Source organism: Microvirga rosea, assembly GCF_020595095.1.
Classification (GTDB): Bacteria; Pseudomonadota; Alphaproteobacteria; order Rhizobiales; family Beijerinckiaceae; genus Microvirga; species Microvirga rosea.
Window position 1 is genome coordinate 205816 of sequence record NZ_JAJDOP010000007.1, and the last position, 20270, is coordinate 226085.

Annotated in this window: 19 protein-coding genes; 10 read left to right on the forward strand and 9 right to left on the reverse strand. The window is 61.6% G+C overall.

Annotated elements, in window-relative coordinates; translation table 11 throughout:
- Positions 1 to 60: 60 nt before the first annotated feature.
- Positions 61 to 1215, reverse strand: a complete 1155-nt coding sequence (locus LJD17_RS18075) for a type III PLP-dependent enzyme (protein ID WP_227385597.1) — start codon at positions 1213 to 1215, stop codon at positions 61 to 63.
- Positions 1216 to 1857: 642 nt separating this feature from the next.
- Here LJD17_RS18075 and LJD17_RS18080 point away from each other — a divergent pair.
- From LJD17_RS18080 to LJD17_RS18115, 8 genes are all read left to right on the forward strand, one after another.
- Positions 1858 to 3411, forward strand: coding sequence for a glucan biosynthesis protein (locus tag LJD17_RS18080; RefSeq protein WP_227385598.1), 1554 nt, complete (start codon positions 1858 to 1860; stop codon positions 3409 to 3411).
- 87 nt (positions 3412 to 3498) lie between these two features.
- Positions 3499 to 4518 (forward strand): ABC transporter substrate-binding protein, encoded by a 1020-nt coding sequence (locus LJD17_RS18085; protein WP_227385599.1) that lies wholly within the window; start codon positions 3499 to 3501, stop codon positions 4516 to 4518.
- 12 nt (positions 4519 to 4530) lie between these two features.
- Entirely contained in the window at positions 4531 to 5007 is a 477-nt protein-coding gene (locus LJD17_RS18090) for a hypothetical protein (RefSeq protein WP_227385600.1), read from the forward strand.
- A gap of 13 nt (positions 5008 to 5020) precedes the next feature.
- The gene (locus LJD17_RS18095; protein WP_227385601.1) at positions 5021 to 5800 is read left to right on the forward strand and encodes an ABC transporter ATP-binding protein; all 780 of its coding nucleotides are present in this window, start codon (positions 5021 to 5023) and stop codon (positions 5798 to 5800) included.
- 3 nt (positions 5801 to 5803) lie between these two features.
- A complete protein-coding gene (locus LJD17_RS18100; RefSeq protein ID WP_227385602.1) occupies positions 5804 to 6658 on the forward strand; it encodes an ABC transporter permease in 855 nt (284 codons plus the stop codon).
- Between the two features lie 106 nt (positions 6659 to 6764).
- Positions 6765 to 7292, forward strand: coding sequence for a MarR family winged helix-turn-helix transcriptional regulator (locus LJD17_RS18105; protein ID WP_227385603.1), 528 nt, complete (start codon positions 6765 to 6767; stop codon positions 7290 to 7292).
- 108 nt (positions 7293 to 7400) lie between these two features.
- Complete coding sequence (locus LJD17_RS18110; RefSeq protein ID WP_227385604.1) at positions 7401 to 7706, forward strand: TfoX/Sxy family DNA transformation protein; 306 nt, start codon at positions 7401 to 7403, stop codon at positions 7704 to 7706.
- Between the two features lie 21 nt (positions 7707 to 7727).
- A complete protein-coding gene (locus LJD17_RS18115) occupies positions 7728 to 8699 on the forward strand; it encodes a 2-hydroxyacid dehydrogenase (RefSeq protein WP_227385605.1) in 972 nt (323 codons plus the stop codon).
- A gap of 5 nt (positions 8700 to 8704) precedes the next feature.
- Here the strand turns inward: LJD17_RS18115 and LJD17_RS18120 are convergent, their stop codons facing one another.
- Both LJD17_RS18120 and LJD17_RS18125 read right to left on the reverse strand, forming a co-directional pair.
- Positions 8705 to 9760 carry a helix-turn-helix domain-containing protein gene (locus tag LJD17_RS18120; RefSeq protein WP_227385606.1) on the reverse strand — a complete coding sequence of 352 codons (1056 nt, stop codon included), beginning with the start codon at positions 9758 to 9760 and terminating at the stop codon, positions 8705 to 8707.
- The gene (locus tag LJD17_RS18125) at positions 9760 to 10818 is read right to left on the reverse strand and encodes a helix-turn-helix domain-containing protein (protein ID WP_227385607.1); all 1059 of its coding nucleotides are present in this window, start codon (positions 10816 to 10818) and stop codon (positions 9760 to 9762) included. The genes LJD17_RS18120 and LJD17_RS18125 overlap by 1 nt, the downstream gene beginning before the upstream one ends.
- A gap of 539 nt (positions 10819 to 11357) precedes the next feature.
- Here LJD17_RS18125 and LJD17_RS18130 point away from each other — a divergent pair.
- Positions 11358 to 11696: a tetratricopeptide repeat protein gene (locus tag LJD17_RS18130; protein ID WP_227385608.1), complete on the forward strand. Its 339-nt coding sequence runs from the start codon at positions 11358 to 11360 to the stop codon at positions 11694 to 11696.
- A 27-nt stretch (positions 11697 to 11723) separates the two neighbouring features.
- On the opposite strand, the gene LJD17_RS18135 is transcribed toward LJD17_RS18130, so the two are convergent.
- Together LJD17_RS18135 and LJD17_RS18140 are read right to left on the reverse strand one after the other, a co-directional pair.
- Positions 11724 to 12467: an SDR family oxidoreductase gene (locus LJD17_RS18135; RefSeq protein ID WP_227385609.1), complete on the reverse strand. Its 744-nt coding sequence runs from the start codon at positions 12465 to 12467 to the stop codon at positions 11724 to 11726.
- 26 nt (positions 12468 to 12493) lie between these two features.
- Entirely contained in the window at positions 12494 to 14299 is a 1806-nt protein-coding gene (locus tag LJD17_RS18140) for an IlvD/Edd family dehydratase (RefSeq protein WP_227385610.1), read from the reverse strand.
- Positions 14300 to 14583: 284 nt separating this feature from the next.
- Between LJD17_RS18140 and LJD17_RS18145 the strand changes: the two genes are divergently transcribed.
- On the forward strand, positions 14584 to 15183 hold the full coding sequence (locus LJD17_RS18145; protein ID WP_227385611.1) for a hypothetical protein: 600 nt from the start codon (positions 14584 to 14586) through the stop codon (positions 15181 to 15183).
- Positions 15184 to 15199: 16 nt separating this feature from the next.
- Here LJD17_RS18145 and LJD17_RS18150 read toward each other — a convergent pair whose 3' ends face one another.
- The 4 genes from LJD17_RS18150 to LJD17_RS18165 form a co-directional block, all read right to left on the reverse strand.
- Entirely contained in the window at positions 15200 to 15988 is a 789-nt protein-coding gene (locus LJD17_RS18150; protein ID WP_227385612.1) for a tellurite resistance TerB family protein, read from the reverse strand.
- A gap of 58 nt (positions 15989 to 16046) precedes the next feature.
- Positions 16047 to 16691, reverse strand: coding sequence for a bifunctional 4-hydroxy-2-oxoglutarate aldolase/2-dehydro-3-deoxy-phosphogluconate aldolase (gene eda / locus LJD17_RS18155; protein ID WP_227385613.1), 645 nt, complete (start codon positions 16689 to 16691; stop codon positions 16047 to 16049).
- A gap of 65 nt (positions 16692 to 16756) precedes the next feature.
- Entirely contained in the window at positions 16757 to 18928 is a 2172-nt protein-coding gene (locus tag LJD17_RS18160; protein WP_227385614.1) for a TRAP transporter permease, read from the reverse strand.
- A gap of 86 nt (positions 18929 to 19014) precedes the next feature.
- On the reverse strand, positions 19015 to 19998 hold the full coding sequence (locus LJD17_RS18165) for a TAXI family TRAP transporter solute-binding subunit (protein ID WP_227385615.1): 984 nt from the start codon (positions 19996 to 19998) through the stop codon (positions 19015 to 19017).
- Positions 19999 to 20270 lie beyond the last annotated feature (272 nt).

Below are 20270 nucleotides of genomic sequence, written 5' to 3' on the forward strand. Positions count from 1 at the left end.
CGGGACAACTCTTTTCGGGGTTGGTGCCTGCCTCATGCGCCGAGGCAGGCGGGACGTGAGTTAGATCACGTAGGACTTCAGGGGCGGGAAGCCGTTGAACGCCACCGCCGAATAGGTGGTCGTGTAGGCACCCGTGCCTTCGATCAACACCTTGTCGCCGATCTCCAGCGAGATGGGGAGCGGGTAAGGCTCCTTCTCGTAGAGAACGTCCGCCGAGTCGCAGGTCGGCCCGGCAAGCACGCACGGCACCTTACGGTCGTGATCGCGCTCGCTGCGGATCGGGTAGCGGATCGACTCGTCCATCGTCTCGGCGAGGCCACCGAACTTGCCGATGTCGAGATAGACCCAACGCACCTCGTCCTCATCCTGGCTCTTCTTCGAGATGAGAACGACCTCGGCCTCGATGATGCCCGCATTGCCGACCATGCCGCGACCCGGCTCGATGATCGTCTCGGGGATGCGGTTGCCGAAGTGCTTCGAGAGCGCCCGGAAGATCGACTCGCCATAGGCTTCCACCTGCGGGATCGACTTCAGGTACTTCGTCGGGAAACCGCCGCCGAGGTTGACCATCGACAGGTGGATACCGCGGGCCGCGCATTCGCGGAAGATCGCCGATGCGGAGGCCAGCGCCTGATCCCAGGCTTCCGTGTTGCGCTGCTGCGAGCCCACATGGAACGAGACGCCATAAGCCTCAAGTCCATGACGACAGGCATGCTCCAGCACGTCCACGGCCATCTCGGGAACGCAGCCGAACTTGCGCGACAGGGGCCATTCGGCGCCCGCGCCGTCGCAGAGGATGCGGCAGAACACCTTCACGTCGGAAGACGCCACTCCGGCCTGCTCGACCGCCCGCACGATCTTTTCGACCTCTACCTCGCAATCGACCGCGAAGAGACGCACGCCGAGCTCGAGAGCCCGGGCGATGTCGCGCTCCTTCTTGATCGTGTTGCCGAAAGAGATCCGCTCCGGCGTCGCACCCGCGTCGAGGGCGAGCTGGATCTCGACCACCGAAGCCGTGTCGAAGCACGAGCCGAGACCGGCGAGAGCCTTGAGCACCTCTGGCGCAGGATTGGCCTTCACGGCGTAGAAAACGCGCGTGTCGGGAAGCGCACGGGCAAATTTCGAGTAGTTGTCGCGAACCACGTCGAGATCGACGACCACGCAGGGGCCATCCTCACGTCGGTTGCGAAGGAATTCACGAATGCGCTCAGTCATGGCGCTCTCCCCACCAAAGGTTCAATGGAGGTCTTCAAGCCTCCGGATTGAAGTTCAGACGTCGCGGAATTCCTCGAAAGGATCTTCTGCGCGTCCGGCGTCAGCGAGGGAAGATGACATCCCGCGTCGTGCGATGGAGACACGATGAGCGGCGATGGGCTCTTCACCCGACGATGCTGCCTTGGATTGGATGGGAGTTCCCGTCCGCACGCCTGGCAATGATAAACAAGCCTCTTCGGTGCTGACCTTTGGAGGGCCAACGAGACCAAAAAAGCCCGTTCGTCGTTGCTTTAAGTCACGTCCCCCGTTGAGAGCGGGGTACGCCGGTTTCGCCTCCGGCTGCCGGTTAGGGGTTTCGAGAACTAGGTCGTTCTCGGGCGGCTGTCCGGCCTCTTGTCCGGATGCCCACCAACCGGCACGCGACCACAGGCACGTGCGAAATTGGGCAAGCAGTGAAATAGGACTAATGAGCCCGGATCACAAGACCTTTTTAGCCTTTCCGAGGGATTTTTTCGCGTGGGCTCTCAGAGGCCCCGTCCCTCTTGAATTGTTCAGCTTTTATTAAGCGCCACACGTGGACGGAGAGGGCTTGGATGCCCATTTCCAGTTCCGCCCCTCATATCAGAAGAACCGTCACGCTCCATGATGAACCCGACGCGCCGAATCATTCTCCAGAGCCTCCTCGCCAGCGTGGCTTTGCCGGCCCTGGCGCAGCAGCCTGGGATCCCGGCGCCCAATCCGTTCCGTTTCGAGGATGTGGTCCGTCGCGCGCGCGAGCTCGCCGCGCAGCCTTACGAGCCCATGGCGTCTCAGTTGCCGGAGCCCCTGAACCGGCTGAGCTTCGACGATTACCGCGACATCCGTTTCCGCCCCGACAAGGCCCTTCTCGCCTCCAGCGGCGGCCCCTTCCGGATGCAGCTCTTCCACCTCGGGTTTCTTTATCAGCGCCCCGTCACCGTCAACATCCTGCGGGACGGGGTTCCGACGCCCGTGCCTTACCAGAAGGAGCTGTTCGACTACGGGCACAACAAGATCGACAAGCCGCTTCCCGTCAATCTCGGCTTTGCGGGCTTCCGCCTTCACTACCCGCTCAACAACCCGAAGGTCTTCGATGAGGTCATTGCCTTCCTTGGGGCGAGCTATTTCCGCTTTCTCGGGGCCGATCAGAAATACGGCGCCTCGGTCCGGGGGCTGGCAATCAACGTGGAAAGCGGAGAAGCGGAGGAATTCCCGCACTTCCGCGAGTTCTGGGTCGAGATGCCGAAGCCGGACAGCGATCAGGCGACGATCTATGCCCTGCTCGACAGCCCGTCGGTTGCGGGAGCCTATCGGTTTGTCCTGTACCCGTCGAAGGAAACGGCCCTCGATGTCACGGCGACGCTGTTTCCCCGCCGCGCCATCCCGAATATCGGGCTTGCGCCCCTTACGTCCATGTTCTTCGAAGGTGAGAACGAACGGCGCCGGACGGACGACTTCCGGCCGGAACTCCACGATTCGGATGGCCTTCTCATCCAATCCGGTGCGGGCGAGTGGATCTGGCGCCCCCTGCGCAATCCGCCACGGAAGGCGATCTCGTCGTTCAGCGACAAGAACCCGCGCGGCTTTGGGCTCATGCAGCGGGACCGGGTCTTCGAGAATTATCAGGATCTGGAGACCTTCTACCACAAGAGGCCCAGCTACTGGGTCGAGCCGATCGGAGAATGGGGCGAAGGCCGGGTCGAGCTGGTGGAAATTCCCACCCCGGACGAAACCCACGACAACATCGTGGCCTATTGGCAACCCAGCCGTCCCGTCGAGGCGGGTCAGGAGCTCACGCTGTCCTATCGTCTGCGCGCGCTCACGACGTCGAACGGGATGCATCCTGGCGCGAAAGTCATCAACACCTTCCAGTCCCCTGCCCGCAACAGCGGCTCGAACAGCCCGAGCGACCCGACTCACCGGCGCTTCATCATCGACTTCGCGGGGGGAGATCTCGCTTATTATCTGGCCGATCCGGGCCAGGTGCAGCTGATCCCGACGACCTCGGCCGGGACGATCACCCATACCTTCGTGGTGCCCAACGAACACACGAAGGGCTTCCGGGTCGCCATCGACGTGAGGCTCGAACCCGGGCAATCCACGGATCTTCGGGCCTTCCTGCGCGCCGGCAACAAGACCCTGACGGAAACATGGACTTATCCCTGGGCCGTGGAATGATGCCCGCATGACGGCGCCACCTTGCCAAGCTTGTCCTGTCCCGGCACAGAGAGCGCCGGATGCAGCAGGTCGGCAGGGTGGTTCGAGATGGTGATGAAGGCCGGGATATTGTCGTGTTTAGGCGCCTGTCTCGCGGGGCTCTCGAGCCCGGCATGGGCGGAACAGGCTCTGACGGATGTGACGTTCGGGACGAACTGGCTCGCCCAGGCAGAGCATGGCGGCTACTATCAGGCGCTCGCGGACGGCACCTACGAGAAATACGGCCTGAAGGTCACCATCGTCCCGGGCGGTCCCCGCGCCAACAACCGCATGCTGATGACGGTCGGGAAGCTCGACTTCTACATGGGCGGAAGTCTGATCCAGGCCTTTTCCGCGGTGGAGAAGAATATCCCGACCGTGGTGGTGGCCGCGCATTTCCAGAAGGAGCCGCAGGTTCTTCTCAGTCATCCGGGCCAGGGGCTCGACGGCTTCGAGTCCCTCAAGACATCCAACGACATCCTGCTTTCCAAGGACGGCTTTGCCACCTTCTATCAATGGATGAAGGCTGAATACGGGTTCAAGGACGAGCAGGTGAAGCCGTTCGGGTTTACACCCGCCCCGTTCATCGCCAACCCACGCGCCGTGCAGCAGGGCTATGCGACGGCGGAACCGCTTACCATCGAGAAAGCCGGCGGTTTCAAACCCAACGTTTTCCTGCTCGCCGATTATGGCTTCAGCACCTATTCCACCACGGTAGAGACCCGACGCGAGCTCATCGAGAAGAACCCGGACCTCGTGCAGCGCTTCGTCGATGCCTCGACGATCGGCTGGTACAACTATCTTTATGGCGACAACACCAAGGCCAATGCGCTCATCAAGCGCGACAATCCGGAGATGACGGACGAGCTGATCGCTTATTCGGTCGCAAAAATGAAGGAATACGGCATCGTCGATTCAGGCGACACCGCGAAGCTCGGCATCGGTGCCATGACCGATGCGAGAATGAAGGACTTTTTCGACAAGATGGTGAAGGCCGGTCTTTTCAAAGCCGATCTCGACTACCGGCGCTCCTACACGCTCCAGTTCGTGAACAAGGGCGTCGGGCTCGACCTGAAACCCCGCCCGTAAAGGCAGGTCGGGATGGCTGAAGTGTCATGGATCGCCGCGGGCCTTCTTCTCATGCTGCCTGCGGACATGACTCTCGTGAACCAGTCCAGGGAGCGCATTCCCGTCCTCGGTCTCAACCCGCCCGTGATGGGACATGCCGATGAGGTGTTCTGCTCCTGGTCCGACCCGCAAGGACGGGAATTTCATCTCTTTTGGTGGAACAGTCTTCAGCCTCCCGTACCGAAGGGCCCTGCCTCGTTCACCGAGGAGTGGAACGGTATGATCGGGGACCGCAAGGTTCGTGTTGCCAGGACGGATATGTTCATGGGACAGAAACAGGAGGTGCTGGCGACCTGGCTCACCTTGGAGGAGCGGCAGTCATCGGCCATGATGTTCGCCCGAGGCGCTTCACGCCAAGCTTTTGAGCAGATTCTCAAGGCAAGCCAAATCGCAGAAGCTCGTCCGGCATCCGCCATGTCCTGCGAGCCGGCATCGCCAAGGCTGCAATGATGCGGATGCCCCCATGACCCTGCCGCCGACAGCAATCCTTGCTCTGCACCGTGTCGAAAAGTGCTACGAAAACGGTGTCCAGGCGCTCAGCAATTTCGATCTCACCGTCTTCGGCAACGAGTTCCTGACGCTTCTCGGGCCGTCGGGCTGCGGGAAGTCGACGGTTCTGCGCCTCATCGCGGGCCTTTCAGAGCCGACGCGCGGCGCGGTCGCGTGGGCGGGAGCGTCGCAAGTCGATCACCGTCACGAGATCGGCTTCGTGTTTCAGGAGCCGACCCTGATGCCCTGGGCCAATGTCGCCGACAATGTGTGGCTGCCCTTGCGTTTGCGCGGCCTGTCGAGACGCGAGGCCTCGCGGCAGATCGCCGAGAGCCTGTCCCGGGTCGGCCTGGAGGCCTTTGCCGCTGCCTATCCCCGTGAACTCTCGGGAGGCATGAAGATGCGGGTCTCGATCGCCCGCGCCTTGGTCATGAGGCCCAGATTGCTGCTGATGGACGAGCCCTTCGGCGCCCTCGACGAGATCACCCGCTTCCGTCTGAATGACGATCTGCTGCGCCTGAAGGCGGATCTGGGCTGCACGGTCGTGTTCGTGACCCATTCGGTTTTTGAAAGCGTTTCCCTGTCGGACCGGGTCGTGGTGATGTCTCCCCGCCCCGGTTCGGTCATTGCGGAGCTTAAGGTGGATGCGCCCGATCGCAGGGGCGAGGATTTCCGCGTCAGCTCGCGCTATGGCGAACTCTGCCGCGCGGTCTCGAAGGTCTTGAGCGAGGCCATGGCGGATAAAGAGGCCTGAACCGTGGAGCGACCCTTATCAACCTCATCCGGCAGGCGCTTCGGGAAGCGGGACGCTCTCAGGATCGCCCTTCCGTTCGGCCTTCTCGCCGCCGCCATTGCCGCATGGGAACTTTACGTGCGTGCGGCTGGTGTCCCGGCCTATATCCTGCCGGCGCCGAGCCTGATCGCCCGAACCATCGTGTCCGACTGGCCGGTGCTGTCCGCGTCCCTTCTCGTGACCCTGCGCACGACGCTTCTGGGCCTCGTCCTCGCCCTTGTGGGCGGGGTCATGCTGGCGGTTCTGTTCAGCCTGTCGCGGCTCGTGGAGTATTCGCTCTATCCCTTTATGGTGGCGCTTCAGGTGACTCCAGTGATCGCGATCGCGCCGCTGCTCCTCATCTATCTGCCCCAGGATACGGCCGTCCTCGCCTGCGCGTGGATCGTCGCGTTCTTTCCCATCCTGTCGAATACGATGCTCGGCCTTCAATCGGTGGACCGGGGCCTGATCGACCTTTTCGCGCTTTACGGTGCATCGCCTTCCGAAGGCCCTGCAGCCCGTCTGCGGTCCCATCTGAGGGTTCTGTGGCACCTGCGCCGACCGGCGGCCCTACCGGCCTTTCTGGCCGGGCTGCGAATCGCCGTCGGCCTCTCCCTCATCGGGGCCGTCGTGGCTGAAATGGCCGCCGGTTCGGCGGGCGCCGGATCGGGGCTGGCCTACAGGATCATCGAGAGCCAGTACCGCCTCAACATCCCAAGGCTCTTCGCGGCGCTGATTCTCCTGGCGATCACGGGAATCGTGCTGTTCGGCGCCGTGGCCGCCATCACGCATGTTCTTCTCAGGCGATGGCATGAAAGCGCCCTTGCCCCTACCCGGTGATCTCCCCTACGATCAGGCACCTTGTCTTCTCTGCAATGAAACTGTCATCGAACCGTCATGAGTTCCGCTCATGGTGCCACCAAAGCTTCAAATGGCGGGGAATGGGATGGACACCGATATCAGACATCCTGGCGTGAAGAGCGTTGGGTGGTCTTTGGTCCAGGCGGCACGCCTCCATCGGAGTCGCACCGGAGACAAGCTCTCCGAACTGGGTCTTTTTGCCGGCCAGGAACAGGTTCTCCAGGCGTTGGCCCATTCAGGTCCCATGACCATGGGCGACCTTGCGGTGATCCTGCGCGTGCGACCTCCCACAGCCTCGAAGACGATTTCCCGCCTCTCGAGCCTGAAGCTGGTGGAACGGCACACCGAGCCCGGCGATGCCCGCGTCGTGCGGGTGAAACTGACCCGGGAGGGCAAGAAGAAGGCTGCGGCGATCAACGCTCTCTGGGACGAGGTCGAGAACGAGCTTCTGACCGGGTTCGACAACAAGGACCGCAAGCGACTGCGCAAGCTCCTGCGTCGCGCCGCGAAGAACCTTGCCAACATCACTGGGGCCGACCCGAGCGGCTTCGATGGCGACGATGAAGGGGATGATGCCGCAGCGCTCGAAGAGCCCCTGGCGGCAACCGCCTGACGCTCAACCTCGCTCCTTCCAACACCTGTGTGCAACGGCAATCGACCGTCGCCCGGGCGGGCTCCCTGTTCTAGCGTGTTGTCCTGAAACGCGTCAGACGGAGCTTTCATGAGCAGTCCTCCCATCAGCACCCTTCCGGGCATCGGGCCTGTCAGCCAGAAGCGGCTGGAGGAAGCCGGCATCGCGACGATCGGAGACCTGCAATCCTTGGGCGCCGTCGAGGCCTACCGCCGGCTCAAGTTCCTGTTTCCTCAAGAGGTCACCCTGAACGCTCTCTACGGGCTGGAGGCGGCTCTGCGCGGATGTCACTGGCTCGATCTGCCAACCTCGGTTAAGACCGTTCTTCAGCAGGAAGCCAAAGCCATCAACGAGGCGCTGCGGCGGGGCCTTTCCTCCCGCTGTCGCCTCGACTGAGCGCATCGAACGGGGCGGATTATGAGCAAGACGGACATTCTCATGACCGGGCGGATGCTGCCGAGCGTCATCGAGGCTCTTGAAGAGCGCTTCACCCTTCATCGCATGTGGGAGGCCCCGGACAGGGACGCTTTCCTGCGCGAGATCGGCCCCCGGATCCGTGGCCTTGCCACCAGCACGATGACGGGACGCGCGGACGCGGATTTTCTGGGCTTCTTCCCGAATGCCGAAATCGTCGCGAGCTTCGGCGTCGGATACGACAATGTCGACGTCCATGCGGCGGCGAAGCGCGGCATCATCGTCACCAACACCCCCGATGTGCTGAACGACGAGGTTGCCGACCTGACCATCGGGCTGCTCATCGCCACGTTGCGCCGTATCCCCCAGGCGGACCGCTACCTGCGCGCCGGCCAATGGCTGAAAGCGCCGTTTCCCCTGTCGCCGAGCCTGCGCGCCCGCAAGGTCGGCATCATCGGCCTCGGCCGGATCGGCAAGGCGATCGCAAGACGGCTCGAAGGCTTTGGAGTCGAGATCGCCTATCATGGCAGGACCAGACAGGAACATGTCTCTTACGTCTATCATTCGACGTTGGTCGGCATGGCGGAGGCCGTCGACGTTCTTATTGCGATCACCCCCGGCGGCGCGGGCACGAAGCACCTGGTCAATGCGGAAATCCTCAAGGCGCTCGGTCCGAACGGCGTCCTGATCAATGTCGCTCGTGGCAGCGTGGTGGATGAGGCAGCCCTGATCGATGCCCTGCGTCAGGGTACGATTCTCGCAGCCGGGCTCGATGTTTTCGAAAAGGAACCACACGTGCCTCAGGCGCTGATCGACCTGGATAATGTGGTCCTTCTCCCGCACATCGCCTCGGGATCGGTTCATACCCGCAAAGCCATGGGACAGCTCGTCGTCGACAATCTCGTTTCGTGGTTTTCGGGCAAGGGGCCCCTGACGCCCGTACCGGAAACGCCCTACGAGGCTGGCCGGCGGTAAGCCGATCAGGCGAGCTTCAACAATGTTTGCCCTGGCGTGACTCCGTAAGTGCGCTTGTAAAGGGTGCCGAACTCGCCCATGTGACTGAAGCCGCAGGCTAGCGCGATCTCCGTCACCGTTGTCTTTGTCGGATCGGCCACTCTCAGGGCCTCATGAACCCGCTGCAGGCGGATCGAACGCAGAAACGCCATTGGCGTCATGCCGCGAAATTGCTGAAATCCGTTCTGCAGGCTCCGGGCGCTTACCCCGGCGCGAGCTGCGATCTCCGCGAGCGACAGGGGATCGGCAAAGTGCGCCTCGATGAAGGCTTCCGCTCGCTTTACGTAAAAGGGCGCAGCGGCTGATTGAGGTCGCAGCAGTGCATTGGAATAGTTGTTGGCATGGCACAACAACAAGCCTGTGAGCACCATGTCCTCAATCTGCTTTCGCGCGATCTGAGATTGCATCAAAAGAGACTGTTTGTTCTCAAGTTCCGCCGAGGCGAATTGAAGTAGGTTCATCCAACGTCGACCTGCTTCTTCCTCAAGATTGAAGCTCACATCAAATCTGACAGGATTTACGGCCTCATGGCCAAGCAGCTTACTGCAAACCTCCAGTAACTTGCCCTGATCACTCAACAGAACTTTATGTTCTGCATCGTTATCAAAATGCAACAATCGCGACGAGCCTGAGGTGAGAAGAGCACCCTTGCCTTTCGAGACCTCATAGTCTTGCCCATTGAGCGTAACCCGGCTGGCCATGCTTCCGGCACTCACAAATGCAATTCGATCATCCGTTTCTTCGGGCAAGAGCTCACAAACTGTTTCCTGGCCAAAATGGATCTTGAATAAGCCTAAGCTTTCTCCACCGAGAAATTCGAATGCGTCCTCTGCATGCTGCGCACGCGAAACAGAGATGAGCCGCTGAGGCGCGACAAACCGATTGAGGACGTCCTCAATCTCCTCCAGTTTTGGGGTACTGTAGGTGTACTGAAGAATTCCACTCTGGGGGGCGTTATCCAGCGCGTTCACCTGCTCCGGACCGGAAGGTTTTCTCCTCCGAGCATTGAGCGTGCGTTTCATCAACCTGCGGCCTTCCGCAGGCTTTCGCGAGGGGTGACGCCATAGGTACGCTTGTAGAGGGTTCCAAACTCCCCCATGTGACTGAAGCCGCAGGCTAGCGCGATTTCCGTCACCGTCGCCTTGGACGGATCTGCCAGCGTCAGAGCCTCATGGACCTGCTGCAGGCGGGTCGAACGCAGAAACGCCATCGGCGTCATGCCGCGGAATTGTTGAAACCCGTTCTGCAGGCTCCGGGCGCTTACCCCTGCGTGAGCTGCGATGTCGGCCAGCGACAACGGATCGGCAAAGTGCGCTTCGATGAAGGCTTCGGCTCGCTTCACGTAAAAGGGCGCGACGGCTGGCTGGGGCCGCAGCAATGCGTCGGAGTAGTTGTTGGTGTGCCCCAGCAACAAACCCGTCAGCACCATATCTTCGATTTGCTTTCGTGCGGCGCGAGAAAAGCGGGAAAGAGAATGTTGGCTCTCCAGTTCCGACGACGCAAAGCGAAACAAATTCATCCAGCTTTGCCCGGCCTCGCTCTCGAGATTGAAGCTGACGTCGAACTTGACGGGTTTCACCACCTCATGTCCGAGAAGTTTGCCGCAGACTTCCAGCAGCTTGCTCTGCTCGCTCAGCAAAACCTGATTTGCGGTATTCTCTCCAAAGTGAAGCACCCTGGAATTGCCTGAGGTGAGAAGAACGCCGCTCTTCTGAGAAATGTCATAACTCTTGCCGCGGAAGTCGAGCTTGCCGTTACCGTTGGTGCTCATGACAACGGCGACGCGGTCGTCCGTTTCTTCAGGAAGGAGCTCGCAAACGATCTCTCGTCCGAATTGAACATTGAAAAGCCCCAGGCTCGTTCCCGCCAGAAACCGAAATGCTCCGTCGGTCTGCTGACCGCGCGCAACGGGAACCAGCTTTTCCGGAGCGACGAACCGATTGAGCGCGTCCTCGATCTCGTCGAGCTTGGGCGTTTTGTACGTATACTGAAGAACGCTGCTGTCGCCGGCATTGCCGCGCGCACCATCCTGACCGGGAACGAGTTCGTCCTTCTCCTGGGTGTGCGACGCACGGTTCATGCGTCGTCCCTCTTCGGCAGCGTGTCGCGGGCCATGATGCGAGGAATGCGCCGGTCCCGAGCACAGACCCTGCTTGTGTCGCCGAAACTGCCGGGATGACGCATGGGAGACGTCGAGAAGAACTCTCTCATACCCGGTTCAACGAGCCCCGATGAGACGGCAGGCCCGGCGTCTTTCGAGCAAGGGAACGGCCGGTTTTGAAAGCTGTTTGCGTCTTTCGCGCCATCGCCGGCCTTCCGAGAGCCATGGAAGGCAAGGCCATGCGTGTCTGCGAGACAGCAGGGCGCCAGGAAATGCAATAAAGTAGTCCGCAGTCGCCCAGCCCAGTTCTCCGCGCCATCTACTCTTCAAATGCTCCCGAGATGACAGACCTCCAGGATACCTACGATTTCTGCGCAATTCCGACAAGTCGTGCGCAATTCCGATTTTCGTAGGGTGAGGCCCAGTGGCAATGTTCAGGGGTCAACAGAGAACGCACCTCAAAATTCCTACAAACGAAGACTGCCAATAAAACTCAAGACAATTCGCTGGATACATCAATGACCCATCAGTTCTGCAGCGTTGTCGTCCCTAATACTTTCTCAAGAGCAAAATATATTCGCTCTTCACAGCCGCTATCACCATTGATGAAGTCTTTTTGTAACGCTATGTATCGTCAAGTTCGGATCCAGCTTCACTTAAAGCGTGGCCGAATTTTGTATCATTTGGGATTGCTTGACGCTGCGATTAACGATTTCCGCTGCGCCCTGCGTCTGAACTGGCGGCATGAGGAAGCCGCCTCATGGATCGACCGCATGGCGCAGGAAAAGAAGAACCGCCGTTTGGGAGACGCTGGCGATCAGAATGCCGCGGCCGATGTGACGACTTTCCTTTTTTAAGGACCGCGTCCCCAAATCGTCACTCCATCAGAGAGCGAAGCCACCATCCACGAGATGAATTTGGCCGGTCGTATAACTGGCCTCGTCGGAGGCCAGATAAACGGCGAGACTGGCCACCTCCGCCGGAGTTCCGAGCCGCCCCATTGGCTGCCGGTCGACAAAGCCCTGCCGAACCGTTTCAAGGCTTTGACCGGACGCCTCGGCCAAAGCCGCGATGCGCTCGTCGAGGGAGGGTGATTCGACCGTTCCGGGACAGATCGCGTTGGCGCGGATGCCCTTTCGGATGAAATCGGCCGCGACCGCTTTCGTCAGCCCGATCACCGCCGCTTTGGTCGCGCCGTAAACATAGCGATTGGGGATGCCCCTCACGGACGAAGCGCCGGACGCGATATTGACGATCGAACCTCTTCCCCTCTCGAGCATTCCCGGAAGCGCGGCTCGAATCGTGCGGTGCATCGATTTCACGTTCAGATCGAACGAGAAATCCCAGTCCCGCTCCGAGCAGTCCAAAGCACTCCCATGGTGCACGAAGCCTGCGGCATTCACCAGAATATCGAGCGGACCGGCCTCGGCCACGAGGGCTTCGACATCGGATGTGGAAAGCACGTCGAGCTTTCGCGTCCGTGCCCCCTCCAAGGTTTCAAGCTTGAGCGGATCGAGATCCGTTGCCCAAACGGACGCACCTTCGCGGAGGAATGCCTCCGCGATGGCGCGCCCGATCCCCTGCCCCGCTGCGGTGACGAGGGCGGTTTTTCCCTTGAGCCTGTCCATGGGCCGTCTTTCCGGCGTTGATGGCCTCAGTGGTTATCGCGCGGCGTGAACTTCTGCGCCACGCGCTGGAACTTCACGGCAGGCTTGAGGGTCATGCCTTCCGACAGCTGGTCGACCATTGCCCGCTGGATCTCCTGCCAAGGCGTCTGGCTTTCCGGATAGGGATAACCGCCCTGCTCCTTGAGGTCCCGACGACGCTGCTGCAGCTCCTCGTCGGAGATGAGGATGTCGGCGCTGCGCTTGTTCAAATCGACCCGGATGCGGTCCCCCGTCCGGAGCAGAGCAAGCCCTCCCCCAACGGCAGCCTCCGGCGATGCATTGAGGATCGACGGCGTTCCGGATGTCCCCGATTGGCGCCCGTCACCGATACAGGGAAGGGACAGGACACCCTTTTTGATCAGCGCTCCCGGCGGCTGCATGTTCACCACCTCGGCTGCGCCCGGATAGCCGACCGGGCCGGCACCGCGCATGATCAGGATGGTGTGCTCGTCGATGTTGAGGGAGGGATCGTCGATCCGGTGGTGATAATCCTCCGGCCCGTCGAAGACGACCACGGGGCCTTCAAAGGCATTCGGATCCTGAGGATTGCTCAAGTACCGGTTCCGGAATTCCTCGCTGATCACGCTTGTCTTCATGATGGCGGAATCGAACAGGCTTCCCTTCAGATTGAGGAAGCCCGCCTTTTCCTTCAGCGGATTGTCGTAGCTGCGGATCACGTCGTGGTCCCAGGTGAACTTGCCGCGGCAGTTCTCGCCCATGGTGGCGCCCGTGCAGGTCAGGGCGTTCTCATGGATCTTGCCGGCACCGATCAGCTCGGCCATCACGGCAGGCAGACCGCCGGCACGGAAATATTCTTCGCCGAGATATTCGCCGGCAGGCTGCACGTTCACGAGCAGCGGGATCTCGAAACCGACGCGCTCCCAATCGTCGCAATCGAGCGGAACGCCGATATGCTTGGCGAGCGCATTGAGGTGAATCGGGGCATTGGTGGAGCCGCCGATGGCCGCGTTGGCCACGATGGCGTTCTCGAAAGCCTCCCGGGTCAGAATGTCGGAGGGCTTGAGATCCTCCCACACCATCTCGACGATGCGCCTGCCCGTCTCGTAGGCCACCTGGCCACGCTCGCGGTAAGGCGCCGGAATGGCGGCAGATCCAGGCAGGGCCATGCCGAGCGCTTCGGCCAGGGCATTCATGGTCGACGCGGTGCCCATGGTGTTGCAGTGCCCGACCGACGGAGCGGAAGAGCCGACGATGTCCATGAACTGCTGATAATCGATGTCGCCGGCGGCGTGACGCTCACGCGCCTTCCAGATCACCGTTCCGGAACCGGTTCTCTCGCCATGGAACCAGCCGTTGAGCATGGGACCCACATTGAGGGAGATGGCCGGGATGTCCACCGTCGCCGCCGCCATCAGGCAGGCGGGCGTGGTCTTGTCGCAGCCGGTCAGCAGCACGACGCCGTCCAACGGATAGCCGAACAGCACCTCGACCAGCGACAGATAGGCAAGGTTGCGATCAAGGCAGGCTGTGGGACGCTTGCCGGTCTCCTGGATCGGATGGCAGGGGAACTCGAACGCCAGGCCTCCGGCCTCGGTGATGCCGTCGCGGACGCGTTTTGCCAGCTCGAGATGGTGACGGTTGCAGGGAGACAGATCGGATCCCGTCTGAGCGATGCCGATGATCGGCTTCTTGCCCTGCAATTCGTTCCGGGTCAGGCCGTAATTGAGGTACCGCTCCAGGTAGAGGGCGGTCATGCCGGGATTGTCCGGGTTGTCGAACCACAACCGGGAGCGAAGCTGATCAGGCGTCCGGCGTCTCGGCTTCTCGGCCATGAATGGATCCTTTCCACTGAACTCTGTGCGTGCCGCGATTTGATCTGGAGCCGCGACGGAAATCAACCATCCTCGGATCGTCGCAGGTATGCTTTTGGCCGGGACGCCTTCCTGCAAGCGAAGCCGGCTTCGTCAGCAATGGCGTCGATCGAACTTGCAAGGGACCAGGAAACCAAGGGACCAGGAAATCAAGGGACCAGGAAATCAAGGGACCAGGAAATTCCTCTTGCAACATCATACCAAAAATCGTTCTCATCGAGGTCCGAGAACACCTGGATAGTCGAATGGTTCACCGCTTTCTGCTTCTTGCTCTTGTCCTGGGCTCCGTTGCCCCGGCAACGGCCGACGAGTGCCTGACGGCCCAAACGGCCAGAACAGGCTTCGTGCTCGAGCGCCAAGGCACCCAGGCCGAAGTGCGGCCAAGCGCCGAGAACTTCGTGCATGTGGTCAATCTCTATCCGGGCGGGAAGAAGCAGGATGTGATCTATTATCGCGGGCTCTTCGAAATCAGCCGCTCCGACGAGAACGGGCGCCGTTTCAATGTGCCGCTCTCGGACCTGCGCTCGATCTTTCCGCTGGATCCGAAGGCCCGGCGCGCTTTCACCTATGCTCCGGCCGAGCCTAGCCGGGTCGGTGCTCCGATCTCCCTGGAAATGACCGTTGCCGGACAGGAAAAGCTGCAGCTTGGATCCTGCGGCTATGATGTCCTGATCATCCGGAACCGCCTCATGAACCCGGAGGGCCGGGTTCTCTCCGAGCACACCGACCTGTACTCCTCCGAGCTCGGCTTCGTTCTCGGGAAACGCTACGACGACAAGGGCGGACGCCAGACCACCGTCCTTTATCAGCGCATCCGCCCGCTCGCGCGCAGCGCCCCTCTTTAGCCTCGAAGGCTCGTCCTCACCGGGCTGCCCCGATCGTCTCCTCGATTTGGCTCTTGAGCTTCGGATCGAGATCGAGAGCATCCGCAAGCTGCCGCAGAAACTCGTGCTCCTGAAGAGTGTCGGGATCGATGGCCAGCAAAGCCGCGGCGTACACCTGGGCAGCCAGCTCGGGGTCCTCGACGCCATCCGCCAGTTCATCGACGCTGACAGGCGTTTCCATCTCCCGATCGAGCCAACGGGTTGCCTCGGGGTCGATACCGGCCTGCGCCAATCCTCGTGTAATCCGCTCCCGCTCGATCTGGTCGATCTGCCCGTCGGCGGCGGCCGCAGCGACCATGGCCCGGAGGAACCGCATGGCGTCGTCTTCCGTCTGCGATACGGGATGGAAACGGGAGGTTTCGGGCACGTCCAAAGGACTGACCCCCGACGACATCTGCAAAGGGGAAGCCGTGACCGTATCCATGGCGGCGGTCTCAGACGCCCTGCCCTTTTGGCTCTGATATGCTTTGTAGGCGAGCCCGCCGATGACCGCGAGGCCCCCGAGCTTCGCAATGCCGCCCGCGATGCCGCCCTTCTTTCGTTTGCCGAACATGAGGCCGGCGAGTCCCAGCAAGGCAGCCTGCGCCAAGGCAGGATGCTTCGTGGCGAGCTCCTTGGCTTTATCCAGCACCGGAGGGAGCGACGTGGTGCCCGTCTGCGACCCTGATGATCCTGAGGCAGCACCCGATGCCCCAGGGGCCTGTCCCTGATCGGGCTTTGCCAAAGCTCCGACGACGGCATCCAGCAGCTTGCGGTAATCGACCACGAGGGCCTCCCTTCGTTATGTTCCAGTCACGGACACAACGAGGGCGGCCTCGAATGGTTCAGGTTGTCCGGCGAAGAGCGGCCGCCGCGGCCGCCAGTTGGCCGATGCGCTTGAAATCGCCTTTGCGGAGGACATCCGCAGGCGTGACCCAGGTTCCTCCGACGCAAGGAACATTGCCAAGGCCCAGATAGGTGGGTGCACTGGCGAGGTCGATGCCCCCCGTGGGGCAGAAGGACAACTTCGGGAGCGGCCCCTGAACGGCTTTCAGCCACGCCGCGCCGCCGGATGCCGCAGCAGGAAAAAACTTGAGAAATTCGAAGCCGAGACCGGCAAGGGCCATCGCTTCCGACACTGTCGCGCAGCCTGGCATGACCGGAATGGACGCGTCCGCAAGATGCTCCGCCAGCTTCGGCGGCGTCCCCGGCGTGACGATGAGCTTGGCCCCGGCATCGATCACCTCGTTGACCTGGCTCGCGGTGAGAACCGTGCCTGCGGCGACAACGGCTTCCGGGACCGCTTTCGCGATGGCCGCAATCGCATCGAGCGCCTCCGGCGTTCGCAAGGTCACTTCCACAACGGGCAACCCGGCCTGCACCAGGGTTTGAGCAAGGTCGATGCTCATGCGTGCATCGTCGATCGTCACGACCGGGATCACCGGCGCGAGGCGCGTGTAAGCTCGAAGACTCTCGGTTTTCGACGTCATGGCATGGTCCTAACGCAGAAGGTCGGCGGGTGGAAAAGGGCCTTGGGAGGGCACCCTTTGCACCGTTAGGCGGGCAACGGAGGCCGATGCGGGCGAGCCCGCATCAGCTGGACGATGATCACCGGGCACGCAAGCGCCAAACCAACCAACGTCATGGTCACGTCGGGCGCGATGATCGGCAGGGCGGCAATTCCCGCGAGCCACCGCTCCCACGCTCGCATCGGCCCGAGGGCATAACCCGTGAACGCCGCGGACAGGAGGACGATCCCGAACATGCAGCCTGCGGTGACGAAGAGGAAGCTGGGCCATGTAAATTCAGGCGTCACGATCAGCATGGCAGGGCCATAGACGAAGACGAACGGCACGAGCGCCTTGCCGAGTCCAAGCCGGAACGCGGTGTTTCCGGTCTTGAACGGATCGGCGCCCGCCATGCTCGCACCCGCATAGGCGGCGAGCGCAACAGGTGGCGTGATGTCGGCGAGGACTCCGTAATAGAACACAAAGAAATGCGCCACGATGGGCTGCACTCCAAGAAGCCCGAGGGCCGGGGCCGCCACGGTCACCATGATGATGTAGTTCGCCGTCGTCGGAACGCCGCATCCGAGCAGGATGCAGACGAGGGCCGTCATCACGAGTGTGAAGAACAGGGTCATGCCCTTCAGGTCGAAGAACGCGGCCGGGACATAGTCTCCCAAGCCCTGCGCCAGTTGCGCCGCGAAGGACGTGACGATGAAGGAGATCTTGAAGCCGACCCCCGTCAGGGTCACGACACCGACGATGATCCCGACCGTGGCAGCCGCGGCGCCCACGCCGATGGCATATTTTGCGCCCACGACGAAGGCATCGATGAGATCGATGATCTTGGCCTTGCCGGTGTCGCTTTGGAGCCAGGTCCAGACCATCAAACCGACGAGGATGGCGAAGATGGGAACCACGAAGGCGAGCTGCGTTAGCACGCCACCGGCGATCGCCCCGACGATCGCCGCCAGGAAGGCGAGCGTGATCACCGGAATGCGCACCGTGCCGATGAGGATACAGGCGGTGATGCCCCAGAAGGCCGCAAGATACGGCGTGAACCCGGTGAAAAGGACGACGAGGAGAACGGCGAGCGGCATAACCGACTGCCATCCTTCCCGCAGCACCCGTGCCGGGCTCGGCAGCTCCTCCGGGTTCATGCCCCGCATGCCGGAGCGGCGGGCCTCGAAGTGAACCTGCATGAAGACACCGAAGAAGTGCATCAGTGCCGGGACGATCGCCGCCAGGATCACGGTCTGATAGGAAACGTTGAGAAACTCGACCATCAGGAAGGCCGCTGCCCCCATGATCGGCGGCGTGATCTGTCCACCCGTCGAAGCGGTCGATTCGACGGCAGCCGCGAAGTGGCGCGGATAGCCCAGGCGGATCATGGCGGGAATGGTCAGAGAGCCGACCGTAACCGTATTGGCGATGGACGAACCCGAGATCATGCCGAACAGGGCCGAGCCGAAGATCGACACCTTGGCCGGCCCTCCCGCATAGCGGCCCGCCAAGCAGGATGCCAGATCGATGAACAGCTTGCCGAGCCCGACACGGGTCGCCAGAACGCCGAACAGCACATAATGAAAGACGTATGTGGCAACCACCCCGAGGGCGATGCCGTAGATGCCCTGGCTCGTCAGATAGAGATGGTTGACGATGTTCGGCCAGGACGCTCCCGGATGCTGGAGGATTCCGGGCATCGATGGCCCGAAATATGCATAGAGCATCAGCAGAATTGCGATGAAGGGAAGCGGCCAGCCGACCGAGCGCCGGACCGCCTCGAGAAGGACGAGGATCAGGGCGGTGCCCATGATCACGTCCATGGTCGTGGGATTGCCGACCCGGAACGCAAGTTCGCTGAAGATCCAGGGAACGTAGAGGCTCGTCACGGCAGCGACGGCGGCGAGTGTCCAATCGAGAAGGGAAATTCCTCCCGGACGCCACCATTCGGACGGCGCCAGCTTGTCCTGATCCGACTTGCGTGCGGCGAAAACGAGATAGATCAGGCCCAGGACGAAGGCCATGTGGATGCCGCGATGGGTGGTCTCGCGCAGCAGACCGAAGCCGGCCGTATAGTAGTGGAACATGGAGAGCGCGAAGAGGAGCCCCGCCACGATCCATGCGGTGCCGGGCCGAAGAGGCCTGAAGCGCATCTCGGGATCGAATTTCTCTTCAAGGCTGCGATCTTCGACGATCACGGAGGCGTCTGCATGGGACATGGGGATAGGCTCGCTTCGAACGCTCGACATGAAACTGCCCCTCACGACAGAGGCCGTAAGGGGCATTTCCATAGGATGGTTAGGCTTTAGGCCTTCAGGAGGCCTGCTTCCTTATAGAACTTGGCGGCACCCGGATGGACCGGAATGCCGGCACCGGTCAGAGCGGTCTCCTTGCGGATGAACTTGCCCTTGGCGTGCCCCGCATCGAGCGCGGCGCGCGTCTTGTCGCTCCAGAGATTCTTGACCACCTCGTATACGACATTCTCGGGCACCTTCGCAGAGGTGATCCAATGGGCGCCGACCGCAAGAGTTTTGACGGCTCCGACATCCTTGTAGGTATTTGCCGGAATCTCGTCTGTGGAGAAGAAGTTGTACTGCTTCATCAGCGCATCGGCCTCGGGGCCGGCAAGAGGAACGATGTCGATGCCGCCACCCGTCGCGGCGAGTTCGGTAATGGCGCTCGTCGGATAACCGCCGACGAAGAAGAAGGCGTCCATGCCGCCGTCGCGCATCTTTTCCGCCGCCTGGTTCGGCTTCAGGAAGTCGGCCTTGACGTCGCCCTCTTTGATTCCCCAAGCATTCAGGATGATCCGGGCGTCGACGAGCGTGCCCGAGCCCGGCTCGTCGAGGGAAACGCGCTTGCCTTTCAGGTCGGCGACGGACTTGATGTTGGCAGCCTTCGCGGCCACGAGGTGGATGCTCTCGGGATAGAGATTGGCGAGCAGGCGAAGATCCTCGAGCTTGCTCTTTCCCTCGAAAAGACCGGTGCCGGTATAAGCCCAATAGGCGACGTCGGCTTGGCTGAAGCCGGACTCGAGCGCCCCCGAGGCGATCGAGTTGATGTTCGCGACGGAGCCGTTGGAAGCCTGAGCGGTCAGGATCAGCTGCGGCGGGCTGGAGATGGCGTTGGCGAGGAGTCCGCCGACAGGATAATACGTGCCTGCCGTTCCGCCCGTGCCGATACGGAAAAACGCCGGCGCTTGCGCCAAGGCATTACGGCCGAGGGCCGCAGCGGCGCCGAGGCCGAGGCCGAGCTTCGCCAAGTGACGGCGCGTCAAGGATGTAGGCATTCCGGTATCTCCAATCAACAGAACAGCCGCATGGGAGCGGCTTTACGGATGGAGTTTATCGAATTTCGGAGAGCCGTCTACGCGGGGGTTCTAAATCCTTGGGCATAGACACCGTTGCTCGAAATTGGCCTGTTGAGTCGCGACATCCCTGATAGGTCGCGATCCCGGGATTGAGGTATTGTCGGATGATGTTTACGGGGCTGGCTTGGTTGTTGTGGGGGACAGCGTTCTGGGCACGCGTCCGTATTCGCGCAAGCAGCGCTTGTTGACGA

Bases quoted from the DNA above. Each gene is read 5' to 3' on its own strand.
- LJD17_RS18075 (WP_227385597.1), bottom strand. From the start codon at position 1,215: ATGACTGAGCGCATTCGTGAATTCCTTCGCAACCGACGTGAGGATGGC.
- LJD17_RS18080 (WP_227385598.1), top strand. From the start codon at position 1,858: ATGATGAACCCGACGCGCCGAATCATTCTCCAGAGCCTCCTCGCCAGC.
- LJD17_RS18085 (WP_227385599.1), top strand. From the start codon at position 3,499: ATGGTGATGAAGGCCGGGATATTGTCGTGTTTAGGCGCCTGTCTCGCG.
- LJD17_RS18090 (WP_227385600.1), top strand. From the start codon at position 4,531: ATGGCTGAAGTGTCATGGATCGCCGCGGGCCTTCTTCTCATGCTGCCT.
- LJD17_RS18095 (WP_227385601.1), top strand. From the start codon at position 5,021: ATGACCCTGCCGCCGACAGCAATCCTTGCTCTGCACCGTGTCGAAAAG.
- LJD17_RS18105 (WP_227385603.1), top strand. From the start codon at position 6,765: ATGGACACCGATATCAGACATCCTGGCGTGAAGAGCGTTGGGTGGTCT.
- LJD17_RS18110 (WP_227385604.1), top strand. From the start codon at position 7,401: ATGAGCAGTCCTCCCATCAGCACCCTTCCGGGCATCGGGCCTGTCAGC.
- LJD17_RS18115 (WP_227385605.1), top strand. From the start codon at position 7,728: ATGAGCAAGACGGACATTCTCATGACCGGGCGGATGCTGCCGAGCGTC.
- LJD17_RS18120 (WP_227385606.1), bottom strand. From the start codon at position 9,760: ATGAAACGCACGCTCAATGCTCGGAGGAGAAAACCTTCCGGTCCGGAG.
- LJD17_RS18125 (WP_227385607.1), bottom strand. From the start codon at position 10,818: ATGAACCGTGCGTCGCACACCCAGGAGAAGGACGAACTCGTTCCCGGT.
- LJD17_RS18130 (WP_227385608.1), top strand. From the start codon at position 11,358: ATGACCCATCAGTTCTGCAGCGTTGTCGTCCCTAATACTTTCTCAAGA.
- LJD17_RS18135 (WP_227385609.1), bottom strand. From the start codon at position 12,467: ATGGACAGGCTCAAGGGAAAAACCGCCCTCGTCACCGCAGCGGGGCAG.
- LJD17_RS18140 (WP_227385610.1), bottom strand. From the start codon at position 14,299: ATGGCCGAGAAGCCGAGACGCCGGACGCCTGATCAGCTTCGCTCCCGG.
- LJD17_RS18145 (WP_227385611.1), top strand. From the start codon at position 14,584: ATGGTTCACCGCTTTCTGCTTCTTGCTCTTGTCCTGGGCTCCGTTGCC.
- eda (WP_227385613.1), bottom strand. From the start codon at position 16,691: ATGACGTCGAAAACCGAGAGTCTTCGAGCTTACACGCGCCTCGCGCCG.
- LJD17_RS18160 (WP_227385614.1), bottom strand. From the start codon at position 18,928: ATGTCCCATGCAGACGCCTCCGTGATCGTCGAAGATCGCAGCCTTGAA.
- LJD17_RS18165 (WP_227385615.1), bottom strand. From the start codon at position 19,998: ATGCCTACATCCTTGACGCGCCGTCACTTGGCGAAGCTCGGCCTCGGC.